The following is a 17508-nucleotide window of genomic DNA, read 5'->3' on the forward strand; positions in this document are numbered from 1 at the left end:
TGAACCATTCGAACTTGCTTCATCATTTGATAAAATAAAAAATAAGGATGGTAATTCTATGAAAACGGCAATTGTAACGGATAGTACTGCCTACATCCCGAAAGAATTGCGTGATCAACTCAACATACATATGATTCCTCTCAGCGTCATTTTCGGAGGAGAAACCTATCAAGAAGAAGTTGATATTACGGCAAGCGAATTTTACGAAGAGGTCAGCATACAAGATAAGCTTCCCACGACATCACAGCCCCCGGTAGGAAAGTTCGTCGAGCTATTCGAGGAGCTTTCTAAAGACTATGATGCAGTCATTTCCATTCACTTATCCAGTGGAATCAGCGGGACGTACCAAGGAGCCGTTCAGGCAGGGGAAATGGTGAAAGGTATTGACGTTTATCCCTATGATTCGGAGATCAGCTGCATGATCCAAGGCTTTTATGCCATTGAAGGTGCGAAACTTGTCCGTGAGGGGAAAGGTGCTGAAGAAATCATTTCGTTATTGGATGAAATGAAGCAATCGGTTCACGCCTACTTCATGGTCGATGATCTTGCTCATCTGCAGCGCGGCGGCAGGCTATCACAAGCCCAGGCGATCATTGGGAGCCTGTTGCAGGTGAAACCTTTACTGCATTTTGTTGATAAAGTGATTGTTCCGTTCGAGAAGATCCGCACACGCAAAAAAGCCCTGAAACGGGTAGAAGACCTCCTTGGAGAAGCTGTAAGTTCCGGGGAGGAGTTTCAAGCATCCATCATCCATGCGAATCGGGAAGAAGATGCGATTCAGTGGAGAAATGAACTACAAGAGAAGTATCCCAACGTGGAATTCAATGTAAGTTATTTCGGTCCAGTCATTGGGACTCATTTAGGTGAGGGGTCGATGGGGATGGGATGGGCACGGAAGATGAGTCGGTAGGAGAAGTGTACCAGGTACATGCTGCATTCCCTACTCCCAAAGGTGCCAGGCACAAAACGATTATTTCGTGCCTGGCACTGTTTTTGTTTTTGCAGGATTTTCCTACCCTGATGTAGAATACATTATTATCCAAAAAGGAGTGATGTATGTGCGTTTTGCTATAATGGAACATCGATTAACCCCTGAACCCCTTGTGAAAGAGCCTGCCCCCCTTCTCCAAAAGATCTCAGAATTCACTTCCTTTCCACCTCAACCACTTAATCCATCCTTTCATTTTTCATCAGAGCTTCAATCTTATTTAAGTGGAAGATCTTTATTAGTAGACGAGATTCCATTTTCAATGGATACCCTCTTTGAGCATTATGTGAATGGCTATGTTTCATATGGGAAAGGTGTATTTAATGGCCAATGTCGCCGATGCGGGAATGACAGACCCCATTTATTTGCTGCTTTCAATTGCTCGAGATGCCGAACGAAATGCACCTACTGCCGGAAATGCATCATGATGGGCAGAGTGTCGGAATGTACACCGCTGTTAAGATGGACTGGGTCTGAACCGAAGCCTCCACCGGTAACATATGACTGGTCCGGAACCCTTTCGGAAGCGCAGAAGGCAGCCTCCGAGCAATTGAAATCCGACATTCAATCATATAACGATCTCCTCATCTGGGCTGTATGCGGAGCCGGCAAGACCGAGGTGCTTTTTGAAGGAATAGCTGAAGCCCTTCAGCAACATAAACGCGTCTGCATTGCCGCCCCACGTACAGACGTCATTCTTGAACTGTCTCCCCGTCTCAAAGCCGTTTTCCCAAACACACCAATTACCACCCTGTATGGTGGCACAGAAGAACGTCATACATATGGTCACCTCGTTCTCTCGACTACCCATCAACTGTATCGTTACAAGGAAGCCTTTGATGTCATGATCATAGATGAAGTCGACGCTTTCCCGTATTCCTTCGACCATTCCCTGCAATGGGCTGTAGAAAAGGCTCGGAAATCCGATTCTTCACTTATTTATCTGACAGCAACTCCAGATTCCAAAACACAACAGGAATGTACGAAGGGAACAAGAAACTTCACCCAAATCCCAGCCCGCTTTCACCGATATCCAATCCCACATCCCAGGTTTGTCTGGTGTGGCCTTTGGAAAAAATCCCTGGAGAAAAATCGCATTCCCTCTGTTTTGAAAAAATGGACCTCATTAAAGCTTCAGCAATCGAAACAAGCCCTTATCTTCTTTCCAACAGTCGAACTCATGAAAAAATCCCTGCCTCTTTTTCAAGAATTGGACCCCCTCATCAAATCGGTTCACGCTGAAGATCCTCAACGCAAAGAAAAGGTGATGAAGATGAGGAAAGGAGAAATTCCTATTTTACTTACGACCACCATTTTAGAACGGGGAGTGACGATTCCGAACATTGATGTCGCCGTTCTTGGTGCAGAAGAAAAGATCTTTACGGAGAGCGCACTTGTCCAGATTGCCGGAAGGGTGGGGAGAAGTTCTGAATATCCAACGGGGGACATCATTTATTTTCATTACGGGCGAACAAGGGGGATGATTAAGGCATTGCTTCATATTGACCGTATGAATAATGAAGCCAGGAAACGGGGATTGATTCATGGAAAGTAACTGTTTGAATTGTGAAGGAGAATGGGTGGAGGCGATGTCTTGGAGGGCATTATTTAACAGAGAGCCTCACTTTCTTTGTCAGGCATGTCAGGGGAAACTGGAGAAAATAGAAGGGAAACGTTGTATAGGATGTTCCCGGTCAATGGATGATCTGCCTTCTAATCTCGTAAAAGGTGATACCTGTCTGGACTGTCATCGGTGGAATCTGGACCCTGAATGGAAGGGAATCCTTCATAAAAATAATTCAGTTTATAACTATAATGATTTTTTGAAAGAATTCCTGGCCAGATACAAGTATCGTGGTGACTACGCCTTGGCAAGAGCATTCTCTCATACAATCAAGACGTATCTTGCTAAAACCGAATATGACCTCATCATCCCGATCCCACTCAGCGATGAACGCCTCTATGAAAGAGGGTTCAATCAATCTATTGCTCTCCTGGAAGAAGCAGAGGTCCGTCCCTCACCTATCCTCACACGATTGCATACGGAAAAACAGTCGAAGAAGACGCGGAAGGAACGCCTTCAACAGAAGCAGGTATTTCAGCTTGAAAAATCGGATCTTACGGGTAAATCCATCCTGTTATTTGATGATATTTATACGACGGGAACGACCTTAAGACAGGCAGCAAAACGATTGAAGGATGCCGGGGCTGATAAGGTTTCTTCCTTAACTCTCGCCAGGGGTTAAAGCTATCCTCCATTCTGCCGATATAATGGGTAAGAGAAGCTTCACCGGGAGGAAATCATTATGTCAGAAATCATCAACTGTCCACGCTGTAACGCCATTTTTATGCAAAATAAATTCCGTGATGTATGCGATAAATGTTTTAAAGAAGAAGAAAAAATGTACGAAACGGTCTATCAATTTTTGAAAAAGCGGGATAACCGTGCCGCCTCTATGGATCGTGTCATTGAAGTGACGGGTGTAGACGAGGAACTCCTTTATAAATGGGTGAAAAAAGGCCGAATCCAGACGAGACAGTTTCCGAATATGGGATATCCTTGTGATAAATGCGGGAAGATTATAGTGACGGGGAGGATTTGCAGTGATTGTTCCTTTGAACTTGCCAGTGATTTGAAAAAGTTTGAAACGGAGCAGGAATGGAAGAATAAATCAAAGGAATCCAGTCAGAGAACGTATTATACAATGAGAGATTAGAACTAGTTGTCAGTAAAACAAATCAGGAAGAACTAACCAGTCTCTTCTACTAAACAAAACGCGTTTACATCCGATATACTAGATAGAAACAATGGACGTGATGAAAGCGAGGGAAAATGATGAAGATTAACAATATCGGGAATCAGAACATTAATCCTTATAAGCGCAACCTTAACAAAATGGACCAGGTAGGCAAAACGGAAAAGACGGCCTCCGACAAAATTGAAATCTCTTCTGCTGCAAAAGAGATGCAGGAAGTTTCAAAATTAGGCAAAGAGCGTCAGGCCAGAGTAGAGTCTTTAAAAGATCAGGTCCAGAGCGGAAACTACACCATCGATCCGAAAGCCATTGCTAAAGGATTAAAACATTTTTATAGCGGAAACTAACAAAGGAGCGAACAAACATGTCAGCCAATGCATTGATGGCAACACTTGAAAAACTATATAAGCTGCATAAAAGTTTGTTCGATCTTTCTGTGGATAAAACCAATGTCATCAAAAAAGGTGATATGAATGAACTCGATCGTGTATTGAAGGATGAGCAGAAGCACCTGGCCGCCATCAATACGGTGGAAGCTGAGCGACAACGGGAATCCAGCCACTACCTACAATCACAGGGAGTGCCTTTCAACGAGGCACCAACGATATCTCAGTGTATCGAGCACAGCTCCCCCCAGGAGCAAGAAGCGCTCGCCCATTGGCAGCAAAAACTGGTCGGTATTATCGGAGAATTGAAGGTTCAAAATGAGCTGAATCAAAAGCTTGTCTATCAATCTCTTCAATTCGTGAATATGAATCTATCCATGACGCAGCAACAGCCGGATCAATCAACCTATTCACGTCCTAACGGTGAAAAGAAATCACCGGTAAGTCGTTCCATCTTTGATTCGAAAGCATAGCACTTACTAATTGAAACGGAGGCAACACCATGCGATCCACTTTTATGGGCCTGGAAACGGCGAAACGAGGAATGTACACCCAGCAGGGCGCCCTTTATACAACCGGCCACAACATCTCCAACGCAAATACCCCTGGATATACCCGTCAACGAGTCAATTTTGAACAGACGACACCCTATCCTGCCCCTTCTATGAACCGTCCGCAAATCCCGGGTCAAATCGGAACGGGCGTCGACGCCGGTTCGATTCAGCGCGTGCGTGATTCCTTCCTGGACATGCAGTATAGAGGTGAAAACCAAAAGCTTGGCTACTGGGAAACAAAAATGGAAGCGATGAAGAAGATGGAAGAAGTCATGAATGAACCATCCGACTCAGGCTTGTCGAAAACGATGGATATGTTCTGGCAGTCCCTTCAGGATTTAGCTGTTAACCCGTCCAACTCAGGTGCACGTTCAGTCGTCGTCGAGAGAGGAAAAGCCGTTGCTGAAACGTTCAACTACTTATCATCCTCCCTGACGAGTGTCCGGGGCGATCTGAAAAATGAGCTGTCTGTCAGTGAAAAGCAAATCAATTCCCTGTCCAAGCAAATCGATAACATCAATAAACAAATAGCCGATGTAGAACCACATGGCTATCTTCCCAATGATTTATATGATGAACGGGACCGGTTGATCGATGAACTTTCACAGCATGTTTCCATCCAAACTAGCTACCAATCCAATGGAGGAGCGTCATCTCCAATTGCAGAGGGAGCAGTGACCGTCACATTGGTCGGAAAAGACGGAAATCTGGCTGTCAACCTGGTCGGAAAAAGTGGAGTGAATGAACTTACGCTTTCCTACGACGGTCCACAAAATACAGTGGATACCGTAACGATCGGAAATCAGACACTCGACATTAAAGACTTTTTATCCCAAGGCGAAGGAAAGCTGAGAGCCCTTGTCGATACATACGGCTTCAAAAATAAAGACGGTAAAGCAGAAGGCTCCTACATCAGCATGCTCGATGAACTGGACAGCATGGCATACGAATTCGCCAAAGCATTCAATGACCAGCATCAACAAGGGGTCACACCTGAACAGATGAATGATCCAAACTTTGATCCGGATAACTTCACGCCAAATACACCGAAGTTCTTCCAGGATTCTCAGAATGCTTCAGCCGATTTAGATGGTGTGCCAAAAGCAGGCTTCGCTCAAAGAATCCAGGTAGCCGATGAAATGAGCAATCTCGATAATATCGCGACAGCAGGTGCAGATAATCCGACCCTCGGTGACGCATCCAATGTCCTGGCGCTAGCCGATATCATCACAACCACTAAACTGCCTTATGGAGAAAAAGAAGCCTCATTCCAAGGGCACTTTGAATCCGTGATCGGAAAAATGGCCGTTGAATCACAAGAATCTGTAAGACTCGCAAGCAACTCTGGCGTACTAAGAGGAGCAGTGGACGAACGCCGCATGTCCGTCAGCGGTGTGTCCCTGGACGAAGAAATGACCGACATGATCAAATTCCAGCATGCCTACAACGCCTCTGCCAGAATGATCACACTACAGGATGAAATGCTCGACAAAATCATCAACGGCATGGGTACCGTTGGAAGATAGGCAGGTGAAATGATATGCGTGTTACTCAAAGTATGCTAACTGCAAATTCGATGAGGAATTTAAGTTCTTCTTATGGACGAATGGGTCAGCTGCAGGACCAGCTGGCGACAGGGAAGAAAATTACGAAGCCTTCGGATGATCCCGTTGTTGCGATGAAAGGGATGTTTTATCGTTCGAACCTGACAGGGATTGAGCAGTATAAACGGAATCTATCGGAACTTTACTTATGGATGGAAAACTCGGAGTCAGGAATCGAACAGGCAAATCAAGGTTTGCAGCGTGTTCGGGAATTGACCCTTGAAGGGAAAAACGGAACATTGAGTCCGGAAGATCGAAAAGCAGTAGCAGTTGAAATTGAACAGATTAAAAATGACCTTGTCAGTGTCGCTGAAACGAAAGTAGCAGGAAGATATATTTTTCATGGAACAGATGTTGGGAATTCACCGATCAAAGATGGGAAACCCGCAGACGGAAGTGCTCCACAGGTCGCGGACAATTTAGGCAGCAGTGCTATCGATGCTTATCCTGTAGAAGTTTCACAAGGCGTTTCCTTAAAAGCGAATGTTAATCCTAATAAGGTCTTTAATCAGAAACTGTTCGACACCGTCCACAACATCCAAAAAGCATTGGAGTCGGGAGATGATTCGGCCCTGGATACAGAGCTTGAGAATCTGGATAGTGTAATGAACACACTATCAGCAGAACGTTCTGAACTCGGTGCCCGTTACAATCGTCTTGAAATGGTAGACGACCGGCTGGGTCAACAGGAAGTAACAGCGAATCGAATTCTTTCAGATAACGAGGATGCCGATATCGAACGCGTCATCACGGATTTGAAAACCCAGGAAAGTGTCCACAGAGCGGCACTCAGCGTTGGGGCCAGAATCATTCAGCCGACGTTAATGGATTTTCTGCGATAAAAGCAAGGGGACTGACCCTTTAAGGTGTTTCGTCACCTTAGGGTCAGTCCCTTTTTACATGGAGGTGAGTATGTGTGAACGTTCCACAAATAAGATTGCAGTCCACGTCAGCAGCCCTGAGCATCCGGACGACTCCTGGCCGTATGGACATTGAACAGCCCCCGGCAGAGTTAGACATTCAGCAGCCCCAGGCAAAGATGGAGATTGAACGAACGCCTTCAAAACTGACCATCGACCAAACCGAGGCCAGGGCAGATATGGACTTGAAATCGGTTCGTCGCAGGATAGAAGAATATTCTCAACAAGGGTATGAAGACTGGCTGTCGGGACTTGCCCGTGTCAGCCAGGACGGGGATGAACTCATGATGATCGAGAACGGTGGAGATGCGATTGCCGCCCAGGCTAAACGGAACAGTGAAGATCCGATGTATGAGTTTAACATAGGATGGATCCCTACTGCAGGAAGCGTCAAAATCAGCTATGACCCCGGAAATGTCAAAGTGAACGTCGAACCGCAAAAAGTGGTGAATCACTCTCGTCCTCAAAAGCCCAATATACAGTATACTCCAGCCCAGGTGGATGTCAGTTTGAAACGATACGCAGACTTACAAATTGATTTTGCAAACTTAAAACACGTAGGGATTAACTACGAACAAGAAATATAGAATGAAGGAGTGAAGAGGATGAAAATCAATACGAAATATCATGGAGAAATAGAAGTGAAGTCAGATGATGTTCTGATATTTGAACATGGGATTCCGGGGTTTGGGGAGGAGAAGCAATTTGTATTGTTGCCACTTCCGGAAAATGAGTGGTTTCATATATTGCAATCGGTGACAACACCTGAACTTGGTTTTGTCGTAACGGATCCATTTTTGTTCTTCAAGGATTATGATTTTGAATTGGATCAGGCTAGTGTAGAATTACTGGATTATCCTTCTGAAAAAGAAATACAGGTGCTTTCTATTCTTACCGTACGAGAAGTGCTAAATGAATCTACCGCGAATTTGCAGGCACCGATCATTCTTAATCTGGCAAATCGTAAAGGCAAACAAGTTATCCTAACCAACACAGACTACCAAACCAAGCACCTGATCTTCGCACAGCCTGCAGGAAAGAAGGGGTGAGGGGATGCTAGTACTGACAAGAAAAACGGGAGAAAGCATTCAAATTGGGGATGACATTGAGCTAACGGTCATTTCTGTTAAAGGTGACCAAGTGAAACTCGGGATCAATGCCCCAAAGAACGTAGACATCCATCGGAAAGAAGTCTACCTCTCTATTCAGGAGGAAAACACCGAAGCTTCGAAAGGAATCGACAATCTGTTTAATCTTTTGCCAAAAAATGATTAATTATTTTTCGGAAACTATTAAACACCAGTCGAAACAACCGATAATAGTAGTGTAAGCAATGAGGAGAAGGGCGGCCGACCTTTAGTACTCGTTGCAAACTAAAAATTAGATAGTTCACATGGATGTGGGCTTACTTTCAAGGAGGAAATTTTGTAATGAGAATTAATCATAATATTGCGGCTTTGAATACTTATCGTCAGTTGAATAGTGCTTCTACAAATCAATCAAAATCTATGGAGAAGTTGTCTTCAGGTATGCGTATTAATCGCGCTGGAGATGATGCTGCAGGTCTCGCTATTTCTGAGAAAATGCGTGGGCAAATTCGTGGGTTAGATCAAGCTTCAGCAAATTCTCAAGATGCAATTTCTTTAATTCAAACAGCTGAAGGTGCTTTAAACGAAACTCACTCAATTCTTCAACGTCAACGTGAATTAGCAACTCAAGCTGCTAATGATACAAACACAGCAGAAGATCGTAAGAACATTCAAGATGAAATGGATCAATTAGGCAAAGAAATTGATCGTATTGCAGAAACAACTCAATTCAACACAAAGAACCTATTGGATGGTTCAATGGATAAAACCACTGCAGCAGTAGCTAATACTACTACTAATACTAATCTGGGGGCATCAGGTGCAGTTGCTACTGCATTAACCGCTCTTACTGACAAAGATGGTAATAGTTTAGGTATCACTGCTACTGATACAATTGAAGTTTCTTATGTAAAAGACGGTGCAACAGTTACAAATACTTTTGCAGTAGGTGCAGGTACACTTGGTGATTTAACTAATAGTGATGGTGTTGGTGGAACAGCAGATGCTAACTTAGCTTCTATGGCTGATACCACAGGTGGGGTAGAGTTTGCTGCAGCCACTTCAGGTGAAACAGGAGCTATTCATGGTTTCACAGTAACTGTTAAAGATGCATCTGGAAATGTAAAAGCTGGTGCAACAAATTCACTCTCTAGTTTCTCTGAAACCACTCAAGCTACTGATGTTCATTCCGATGGTTCTTCCACATTCCAAATCGGTGCAAACACTGGTCAAAACATCAACCTAGCAATCAAAGACATGGGTTCTTCAGCTCTAGGTGTAAAAGATCTTAAAGTTGGTAACCAAGGTCAAGCTAATGTAGCGATCAAAGTAATTGATGAAGCAATTGCAAAAGTTTCTGCTGAACGTTCAAACCTTGGTGCTACTCAAAACCGTTTAGAACACACAATCAACAACCTAAACACATCTTCCGAAAACCTAACTGCAGCGGAATCACGTATCCGTGACGTAGATTATGCTTTAGCTGCCTAAGTAGCAACAAGCACAGTCGTCCTGGCTGGTAACGGCCAGAGATCATAATTGGGTGAATTGCTGGAAACCCCTTAGAGCTTTTCTTGCCACAACGTAGTTGGAAACGACAAGCGTGATGGCTTTAACAAAAGAAGAGATTGGGCAATCAGCAGCCAAGCTCCTGGCTTGAAAGAGTGGAGAAGGTTCAACGACTAGGATAGACCATCTAAGGCGTAGGCTATGATGATGAAATCCGTAGGTGAAACAATGGTCATCAGCATTGTGAATCCGAAGTGCCCAACCCCTACTATTTTATAGAGGGTGAAGATATAGTCTGGTCATTTATGAAAGTAAATGTTCGCACGATGGCGAAAGAAATGATGAACCAAACGAAGAATTCTATTCTTTCTCAAGCTGCTCAAGCTATGCTAGCGCAAGCCAACCAGCAGCCTCAAGGAGTTTTACAACTTCTTCGTTAATATTGACTTCTTTATTAGAGACTCTAGTATTACTAGGGTCTCTTTTTATTTTAAGAATATCGGTTGGCTATCTATAAAGCATAAATGTGCCAAAATACTAGCAGTTAATCCGGTCATTTTATTTAATATAGAAAGGTTTTGAAGGTTATCTTCAGAAACGGTAATTTGATAGGGTTTCTTGGTAACAGATGTTTTAGTAGACTCGATAAATGTTAGTAACTCATTAGTATAAAAGTCATCACCTTTAATGATCGTGAAAATATCTGGAAGCGCTGATAGCTTTTCATTAATCTCTCTTGTAGGAGAAATTAAATTTATGTGGTCCGGTAAATAAATGGTAGTCCGCTTCGAATTTGAAATCCGATTATATATTTCACATGAGGTAATAGTCTTTCTGAACATGCATGGGTGGAGGTAAGGATTAATCAAATAGAGAAAGTATTGAATCTGAAACTGATTATACAGAATGATCCGGTTTTGTTTGTCTATTGAAAAAAGTAATGAGTATCTACCTTTCAATAACTGGCATAATTTTTTATTCTCAATAGGTGTAAAACTTTCTGTCGAAAGAATGATCTTTCGAGGAATAGTAGAGTCTTTCTTGAGATGGCCGTCATCTTGATACCACCATACGAGTGCAAGAGGAGTGAGATACTTCTTTAAGAACTCAAAAGGGAGAACTTTCTTTCCATTCTTGTACCAGACTGTTCTTAAGTTAGTGATGTGATCATGAGTGCGCGATTGTACGTAATATGATTCTGTATAACCTGCCTTAACACGGGTATCTTCATTTCTTTTATAATGTGGACCTGTTAATGGAAGGTAGTCTTTGAGCCTGAAGTAACAGTCATAACACCATTCTTTGTCCTTGATAGAATGTATGAATTGAAAACGAGGTTTTCTTTCTTCTTGTTTTACAATGCATCCATCACCTAGCAATTTCCCACAAACCATAGGTAAGAATTCTTCACACGACAACATTTCCTCCCACCTTTCATCAGAGAACATTTGTTCTTTTTTAAATTATACCCTCTGGTTAACTTATATAACTTTAAATCCCGCTTCTTTCTGCTAATCTAACCTAAACTTTCCCCACCAACCACCGATATAATCCATATAACCCTCAGGAGGATCAAAAGATGATTGATAAAGTGACAGGCGGAGTTTCAGGAGTACAATCATTTACTAGATTAGAGAATCAGACAAGTGAAGAAGTGAAACAAATTCAAGCGCAGGAACGACATCATGAAGAAACCACGAGAAGAGAACCTGTCACCAAAGAGAAAATGGAAGATGTCGTGAATGGAATGAATGAGTTTATGTCCACTTCGAATACTCACCTCAAATTTGAATTTCATGATAAATTGAAAGAATATTATGTGACGATCGTCGATGATCGGACGCAGGAAGTAGTGAAAGAAATACCGGCAAAGAAAATCCTTGATATGCATGCCGCGATGACGGAATTTGTTGGGTTAATGGTCGATAAGAAAGTTTAATGGAAGGAGATACATATGGCTGATATGCGAATTGGTGGCCTTGCCAGTGGTATGGACACGGATCAAATCATAAAAGATTTAATGAAGGCGGAACGAATTCCTTTAGATAAACTGGAACAGAAGAAGCAATACCTTGAATGGCAGCGTGATGATTACAGGGATATGAATAAGATGATGTTTGATTTTAGTAATCTTATTTTTGACGGAGTGATGAAGCAGGGGACGTATACGCAGAAGACGATTAGTGTGTCTGATCCTTCTGTTGTATCTGTGAAAAATATTAATTCTACTACCGATTTTTCTGGAAACTTGGAAGTTGGGAATCTAGCCAAATCAGCAACGATCATTAGTGGAGCTACCGGCATCACAGATTCATCCAAGACTTTAAAAGAACTAATGCCTGGCTTAAGTGGCACACAAAAAATAAACATAAAATCTATACTTAAAGATGGAACATTGGATCCTAAGGGAACATCCATCGAATTTGAACCTGAAAAGGAAACGTTAAATAGTTTGATATCAAAGATCAATCAGCAAACAGGGGTTTCTGTTTTCTTTGATGAAAAAACAAAACAATTTTCTTTCACTGCCAAAAACTCAGGTGATGCTGCCGGGAATGATATCGTTCTTTCGGATGAAACAGGTACTTTTTTTGATAGTCTGCAATTAACGGATTCAAATTTCAGTGGAGTGCGTCAGGAAGGGGTAAACGCAACGTTTACCTATAATGGACTTACGACGACGAGACCTTCAAATACCTTTACCATTAATGGATTTGAATTAACGTTGAAAAACGAGTCGACAGGTCCTGTCACCTTTACTTCTGCACCTGACACCGACAAAATCCTAGAAAAAATCGTCAAATTCGTCGACGAATACAACAAACTCATAGAAAAAGTAAACGGCGAAGTAAACGAAAAAAAATACCGTGATTTTCAACCATTGACAGCTGAACAAAAAGAGTCAATGGAAGAAAAAGAAATTGAGCTATGGGAAGAAAAGTCTCGAAGCGGTACACTGCGTAATGACTCTGTATTAACTTCTGGTCTCAACAAAATGCGATCTGACATGTACACACCAATCTCTGGTGGAACATCAGGCTTTGACCAATTAGCCCAAATCGGAATCAAAACATCAAGCAACTACCTTGACCGTGGAAAGCTTATTATCGATGAAAATAAACTGAGAGAAGCGATTTCAAAAGACCCGAATGCCATCTATGAGATTTTTGCTAAAGATGGTGCGACGTCAAATGAACAAGGGATCGCACGTCGTTTACGTGATACGTTGAAAGATACAATGGACAGCATTGAGCAAAAAGCAGGGAAAGCATCGAGCACCAATAATACATTTACTTTAGGCCGTTTACTAAACAACATGGACAACCAAATGGACCGATTTGAGGACCGGTTGATCCAAGTCGAAGACCGCTACTGGCGCCAATTCACCGCCATGGAAAAAGCCATCCAGCGCTCCAACGAACAATCCATGTTCCTCATGAACCAATTCGGCGGCTAATCATCATTAAAGGAGGGTCATTATGGCCATCAACAACCCGTATGCAGCATACAAGAACAACTCGGTCAATACCGCATCACCAGGTGAACTCACCCTTATGCTCTATAACGGAAGTCTGAAATTTATTCATATCGCGAAAAAAGCGATTGAAGAAAAAAATATTGAACTGAAAAACACTAATATTCAGAAGACCCAAGCCATCGTGAATGAGCTGATGGTTACCTTGAATACGGATCTTGAGGTCTCACAAAACCTCATGTCCTTATACGACTACATCAACCGTCGCCTAACAGAAGCCAATGTTAAGAATGACTCGGTGATTTTAGAAGAAGTAGAGAGCCTCATCACAGACTTCCGTGACACATGGAAAGAAGTCATTCAACTAAACCGCCAGAAGCAGCATGCCGGTCAAGGTGGACAGGCGTAATGAGCTCGGTCCTTCTTTGCTATACGATCACGAAGCAATTGAAAGAAGCATTGGAACACGTGAATGATGAAAACAGGGAATCCAAGATTGAGGAAGTGGAATCTCTTTTAGAAAAAAGACAGAGCCTGCTTTGCACCATTAAGCCTCCCTATACGCAGGATGAGCAGGCACTCGGCAAGCAGATGATTGCCTGGAACGGGCAAATCGATCGACAGCTGGCTCAGTTGCGTCTGCAAATCAAGCGGGACATGAACGGCTTGACTAAGAAAAAAACGTCGGTACAAAAATACTCCAACCCATACGAATCTTTACAATATGATGGGATGTTCTACGATAAAAAGAAATAGGTGATTCTTTGACAACAAAATTAGACGAAAAACAGTACGAATTGGTCAGCCAATACGTCGGAATGCTCGACACAATCGAAGAAGCACTGAAATATGTGGAAGCAAGCTTCACGGATTTCAGCAAAACAGAGGGGGACCAGGTCCTTTCCGATGTCTTCATGGCCATTGGTCAGATTTCAGAAAGCAATCCTTTGTTGAAAGAAATATTTGATGGGGAAGGCGTTCAGAAAGCATTAACCGGATTTGATTCGGTGACGGATCAGGCGTGGAAACTGGAAGGACAGCTGGATAACAACGAAGTTAAACATAGCATTGTACAGGAAAAACTATCACCAGCCTTCTCTACATGGAAAGCGTCGATTGAAAGCCAACTTAAACCGTATTTAATCACACTAAGTCTCGAATCTACGAGGCTTTTTTCTTTTTCCAAATACTCTCATGCTATAATAATAGAAAAAAGCTGGAGGAAGCAGGTATGAAAACCAGTGTGATAGATGAAATTCGAAAACTATGCCTATTTTATCCCGAGGTTCATGAACATGTAGACGGATTCGGTCACATATCTTTCCGCGTAAAGGACAAACCATTTGTCATTATCGGAGAGACCTTATCGATTAAGACCCTCCCTGCCACCCAGGAAATTCTCCTCGAACAGCCGGGCTTTATCAAAGCACCATACATAGGAAGGCATGGTTGGGTGCTGGTTGAGATAGAGAAAGTGGGCTGGCAAACGATTGAAGGATTGATTCGTGAGGGCTTTTTGATTGCAGCTCCAAAGAGACTGGCCGATCACATACGAAATGGATGAAAAAACATGATAAATTTAATCACCAATGAACTCATTAAACAAATTACCCGTCCGCGTATGGGGATTTCCCTGGGCATCATCGTGCTCATCGATTCCATCGCATCCCTTTTTGTCTATCTGCTCTTCGACGGAGCCCAATTTTCATTCTGGGAATATATGCGGATCAGTTCTAACCTCCTTATCGTCATTCAGATTTTCTGTCTGATTATCGCTGGGGATATTGTGTCAAGTGAATTCTCTACGGGCACTATAAAGCTTCTCCTCATACGACCGATTAGCCGTGTGAACATTTTACTTTCCAAATACATAACTATTTTAGTCATCGCGATGGTTTTAACAGCCGCTCATTTCTTATTTTCGGTCATACTTGGTTCACTCTGGTTTTATGATAGCTTCTTTGACTTCAACGTGAACTTTTTCATCGTGGCAGGTGCGTATGTACTGAGATTTATAGAATTGATTGTAATCTGCTCGATCGCCTTTACCTTTTCTGTCCTGACGAGAAGCAGTTCGTTTGCGATTGGTTCAACTATTTTTCTCACCTTTTCAGCCGGGACGTTTTTGATTCTCATGAACGAACGGGGCTTGGAGTGGGGGAGATATCTATTTTTTGCCAATACCGATTTGCAACAGTATTTCTTCGGGACACCTCCGTTTGAAGGAATGACATTTTGGTTTTCCGTTGTGGTGATTCTGGTGTATTTGGTTGGGTTTGGTGGATTGGCCTGGTGGAGTTTTGGCCGGCGGGATGTGGAGGTTTAGGGGATCTGTTGTTGATAGGGTGCCAGGCACAGACCAATAGAAAAGTGCCAGGCACAGATGAGGGGAAGGGTGCCAGGCACCAACCGAAAGAAAAGTGCCAGGCACAGATGAGGAAGAGAGTACCGGGCACTAAGTAAAAGAAAAGTGCCAGGCACCACCAATAAATCCGGCAAATTCTCAATGTAACAAAAAGAGGGTTTTATTTCTAAATGTCGAATGTAGTTATTTGTCTATAATTCTGAAAGAAGAAAGGAAGATTCAATGCCGCGAAAGCCTAGAGTTTGGTATCCTGGAGCTATGTATCATGTGACTGCCCGAGGAAATAGAAAGAACAATCTATTCCGTGATCGAAAAGATTATCAATTCTATTTAACCCTGTTACAAAAAGCAAATGAGAAACTCCCCTTTATTCTTCATTCTTATTGCCTCATGCCAAATCATATTCACCTCATTATTGAAACGATTGAAGACCCACTCTCTCAAATCATCCATTACGTTCACTCTAACTATGCAAAATATTTTAATAAAAAGTACGATTACATTGGTCACGTATTCCAAGACCGCTATTTTGCAAAGTTAATTAAAAACTGGAAGCAGATAATGGATACCAGTAGTTATATCCATTTAAACCCGGTGAGGTCCAGGTATGTGAAAAATCCAGAAGATTATTACTGGAGTAGCTATAAAACATTTATTATATCAGGCTATAAAACCCTTGCAGATCCTACCAAAATTCTAAAGAATCTTGGTGATCATCCAAATGATAAGTACAAATTTTATGTAGAAACCAAATTGAATACGAAAGATTGGGGCTTTATTAAATAATAGAAGGTGCCAGGCACAGAAAGGGGGAGTAGTGCCTGGCACCAAACAAGATAATGGTACCTGGCACCAAACAAGATAATAGTGCCAGGCACCAAACAAGATAATGGTACCAGGCACCAAACATGTTAATAGTACCTGGCACCTTCAAGGTCTCTAACCCCTTCGCAATTCCACCCCAAATAGCGCCCCAAACTCCTCACAAAACCTCCACAAAAACTCCATATCCCCACCCTCTAACCCAACAAAAAAGTGAGATAATTATACTACAAAGAGTGAAGGTGAACCCAATACACAGCAACCACCAATTCACTCTTAAACATTCTCTACTCCTTCCACCTCAACCTTTTCGACACCACTTAACAAAATTCATGAAAGTTGACAAAAAATTTAGAAAGTTTAAGAAGGATTAAAGAAGGGAATAGAGAATATATAAACATAGCTTTATTTTTAAAAGGAGGAGTTTACATGTTGAACTACAACATTCGAGGCGAGAACATTGAGGTAACTCCAGCGATTCGCGAACACGTGGAGAAGAAGATTGGCAAGTTAGACCGTTACTTTAATGAAACTCCTGATGCAAATGTACATGTTAATTTAAAAGTGTATCCTGATAAAAATACGAAAACAGAAGTGACTATTCCAATGCCGCATTTAGTGCTACGTGCAGAGGAACGCAACACAGATATGTATGCGGCCATTGATCTGATAGTAGATAAATTGGAGCGTCAAATTCGCAAACATAAGACAAGAGTGAACAGAAAAATGCGCGAAAAGGGTAGTCCTAAAGAGTTTTTCGCGGCTCAGGAAGATCTGAATCACGTTTCTCCGAACGGGGCAGCTGCCATTGAACTGGAGGAAGAGGATGATACGGAAGTAGTGAGAACGAAGCAGTTCAATCTTAAACCGATGGACAGTGAAGAAGCGATTCTGCAGATGAATATGCTCGGTCACACATTCTTCATCTTCACAGACGCAGAGACTAACGCAACGAACATTGTGTACAAGCGTCGTGATGGCAAGTACGGCTTGATTGAAACAAACTAATTTCATAACCAAGAGGTCCTGCGGTCGCTTTGA

The 17508-nt window shown here is 42.5% G+C and carries 22 protein-coding genes and 1 pseudogene; 22 read left to right on the plus strand and 1 reads right to left on the minus strand.

Going from position 1 to position 17508, the window contains the following annotated elements; genetic code table 11:
• The first annotated feature begins 58 nt into the window (after positions 1–58).
• The 13 genes and pseudogenes from BAA9072_RS17485 to BAA9072_RS17545 all read left to right on the plus strand — a co-directional run.
• Complete coding sequence (locus tag BAA9072_RS17485; RefSeq protein ID WP_201715975.1) at positions 59–910, plus strand: DegV family protein; 852 nt, start codon at positions 59–61, stop codon at positions 908–910.
• Between the two features lie 142 nt (positions 911–1052).
• Positions 1053–2543 (plus strand): DEAD/DEAH box helicase, encoded by a 1491-nt coding sequence (locus BAA9072_RS17490; protein ID WP_230980926.1) that lies wholly within the window; start codon positions 1053–1055, stop codon positions 2541–2543.
• Complete coding sequence (locus BAA9072_RS17495) at positions 2533–3234, plus strand: ComF family protein (protein ID WP_201715976.1); 702 nt, start codon at positions 2533–2535, stop codon at positions 3232–3234. Before BAA9072_RS17490 ends, BAA9072_RS17495 begins: the two co-directional genes overlap by 11 nt.
• A gap of 60 nt (positions 3235–3294) precedes the next feature.
• A complete protein-coding gene (locus BAA9072_RS17500; protein WP_201715977.1) occupies positions 3295–3705 on the plus strand; it encodes a TIGR03826 family flagellar region protein in 411 nt (136 codons plus the stop codon).
• Between the two features lie 116 nt (positions 3706–3821).
• Entirely contained in the window at positions 3822–4091 is a 270-nt protein-coding gene (gene flgM, locus BAA9072_RS17505) for a flagellar biosynthesis anti-sigma factor FlgM (protein ID WP_330999309.1), read from the plus strand.
• 17 nt (positions 4092–4108) lie between these two features.
• Complete coding sequence (locus tag BAA9072_RS17510) at positions 4109–4603, plus strand: flagellar protein FlgN (RefSeq protein ID WP_201715978.1); 495 nt, start codon at positions 4109–4111, stop codon at positions 4601–4603.
• A 29-nt stretch (positions 4604–4632) separates the two neighbouring features.
• Entirely contained in the window at positions 4633–6210 is a 1578-nt protein-coding gene (gene flgK, locus BAA9072_RS17515; RefSeq protein WP_201715979.1) for a flagellar hook-associated protein FlgK, read from the plus strand.
• Between the two features lie 14 nt (positions 6211–6224).
• Positions 6225–7130, plus strand: coding sequence for a flagellar hook-associated protein FlgL (gene flgL, locus BAA9072_RS17520; protein WP_201715980.1), 906 nt, complete (start codon positions 6225–6227; stop codon positions 7128–7130).
• A 74-nt stretch (positions 7131–7204) separates the two neighbouring features.
• On the plus strand, positions 7205–7795 hold the full coding sequence (locus BAA9072_RS17525; RefSeq protein ID WP_201715981.1) for a DUF6470 family protein: 591 nt from the start codon (positions 7205–7207) through the stop codon (positions 7793–7795).
• Between the two features lie 18 nt (positions 7796–7813).
• Entirely contained in the window at positions 7814–8257 is a 444-nt protein-coding gene (gene fliW / locus BAA9072_RS17530; RefSeq protein ID WP_201715982.1) for a flagellar assembly protein FliW, read from the plus strand.
• Positions 8258–8261: 4 nt separating this feature from the next.
• Positions 8262–8483 (plus strand): carbon storage regulator CsrA, encoded by a 222-nt coding sequence (csrA, locus tag BAA9072_RS17535; RefSeq protein ID WP_034764426.1) that lies wholly within the window; start codon positions 8262–8264, stop codon positions 8481–8483.
• Between the two features lie 155 nt (positions 8484–8638).
• Positions 8639–9787, plus strand: a complete 1149-nt coding sequence (locus tag BAA9072_RS17540; RefSeq protein ID WP_201715983.1) for a flagellin N-terminal helical domain-containing protein — start codon at positions 8639–8641, stop codon at positions 9785–9787.
• Positions 9788–10128: 341 nt separating this feature from the next.
• Positions 10129–10245 (plus strand): annotated as a pseudogene (locus BAA9072_RS17545) (flagellin); the annotation flags it as partial.
• Between the two features lie 45 nt (positions 10246–10290).
• On the opposite strand, the gene BAA9072_RS17550 reads toward BAA9072_RS17545, so the two are convergent.
• Positions 10291–11226 carry an endonuclease gene (locus BAA9072_RS17550; RefSeq protein WP_201715984.1) on the minus strand — a complete coding sequence of 312 codons (936 nt, stop codon included), beginning with the start codon at positions 11224–11226 and terminating at the stop codon, positions 10291–10293.
• 158 nt (positions 11227–11384) lie between these two features.
• Between BAA9072_RS17550 and flaG the strand changes: the two genes are divergently transcribed.
• The 9 genes from flaG to hpf all read left to right on the plus strand — a co-directional run bounded on the left by flaG (position 11385) and on the right by hpf (position 17475).
• Positions 11385–11744: a flagellar protein FlaG gene (gene flaG, locus BAA9072_RS17555; protein ID WP_201715985.1), complete on the plus strand. Its 360-nt coding sequence runs from the start codon at positions 11385–11387 to the stop codon at positions 11742–11744.
• Between the two features lie 15 nt (positions 11745–11759).
• Positions 11760–13262 carry a flagellar hook-associated protein 2 gene (locus BAA9072_RS17560; protein ID WP_201715986.1) on the plus strand — a complete coding sequence of 501 codons (1503 nt, stop codon included), beginning with the start codon at positions 11760–11762 and terminating at the stop codon, positions 13260–13262.
• 22 nt (positions 13263–13284) lie between these two features.
• Positions 13285–13689 carry a flagellar export chaperone FliS gene (gene fliS / locus BAA9072_RS17565; protein ID WP_201715987.1) on the plus strand — a complete coding sequence of 135 codons (405 nt, stop codon included), beginning with the start codon at positions 13285–13287 and terminating at the stop codon, positions 13687–13689.
• Entirely contained in the window at positions 13689–14036 is a 348-nt protein-coding gene (locus tag BAA9072_RS17570; RefSeq protein ID WP_201715988.1) for a flagellar protein FliT, read from the plus strand. The genes fliS and BAA9072_RS17570 overlap by 1 nt, the downstream gene beginning before the upstream one ends.
• Before the next feature lie 8 nt (positions 14037–14044).
• A complete protein-coding gene (locus tag BAA9072_RS17575) occupies positions 14045–14515 on the plus strand; it encodes a hypothetical protein (RefSeq protein WP_201715989.1) in 471 nt (156 codons plus the stop codon).
• Positions 14512–14844, plus strand: coding sequence for an MmcQ/YjbR family DNA-binding protein (locus BAA9072_RS17580; protein ID WP_201715990.1), 333 nt, complete (start codon positions 14512–14514; stop codon positions 14842–14844). The genes BAA9072_RS17575 and BAA9072_RS17580 overlap by 4 nt, the downstream gene beginning before the upstream one ends.
• A gap of 6 nt (positions 14845–14850) precedes the next feature.
• A complete protein-coding gene (locus BAA9072_RS17585) occupies positions 14851–15606 on the plus strand; it encodes an ABC transporter permease (protein ID WP_201715991.1) in 756 nt (251 codons plus the stop codon).
• A 261-nt stretch (positions 15607–15867) separates the two neighbouring features.
• Entirely contained in the window at positions 15868–16431 is a 564-nt protein-coding gene (locus tag BAA9072_RS17590; RefSeq protein ID WP_201715992.1) for an REP-associated tyrosine transposase, read from the plus strand.
• A gap of 465 nt (positions 16432–16896) precedes the next feature.
• Positions 16897–17475 carry a ribosome hibernation-promoting factor, HPF/YfiA family gene (gene hpf / locus BAA9072_RS17595; protein ID WP_224944921.1) on the plus strand — a complete coding sequence of 193 codons (579 nt, stop codon included), beginning with the start codon at positions 16897–16899 and terminating at the stop codon, positions 17473–17475.
• Positions 17476–17508: the final 33 nt, after the last annotated feature.

The sequence above is a fragment of the Rossellomorea arthrocnemi genome, assembly GCF_904424705.1.
GTDB classification, from domain to species: domain Bacteria; phylum Bacillota; class Bacilli; order Bacillales; family Bacillaceae_B; genus Rossellomorea; species Rossellomorea arthrocnemi.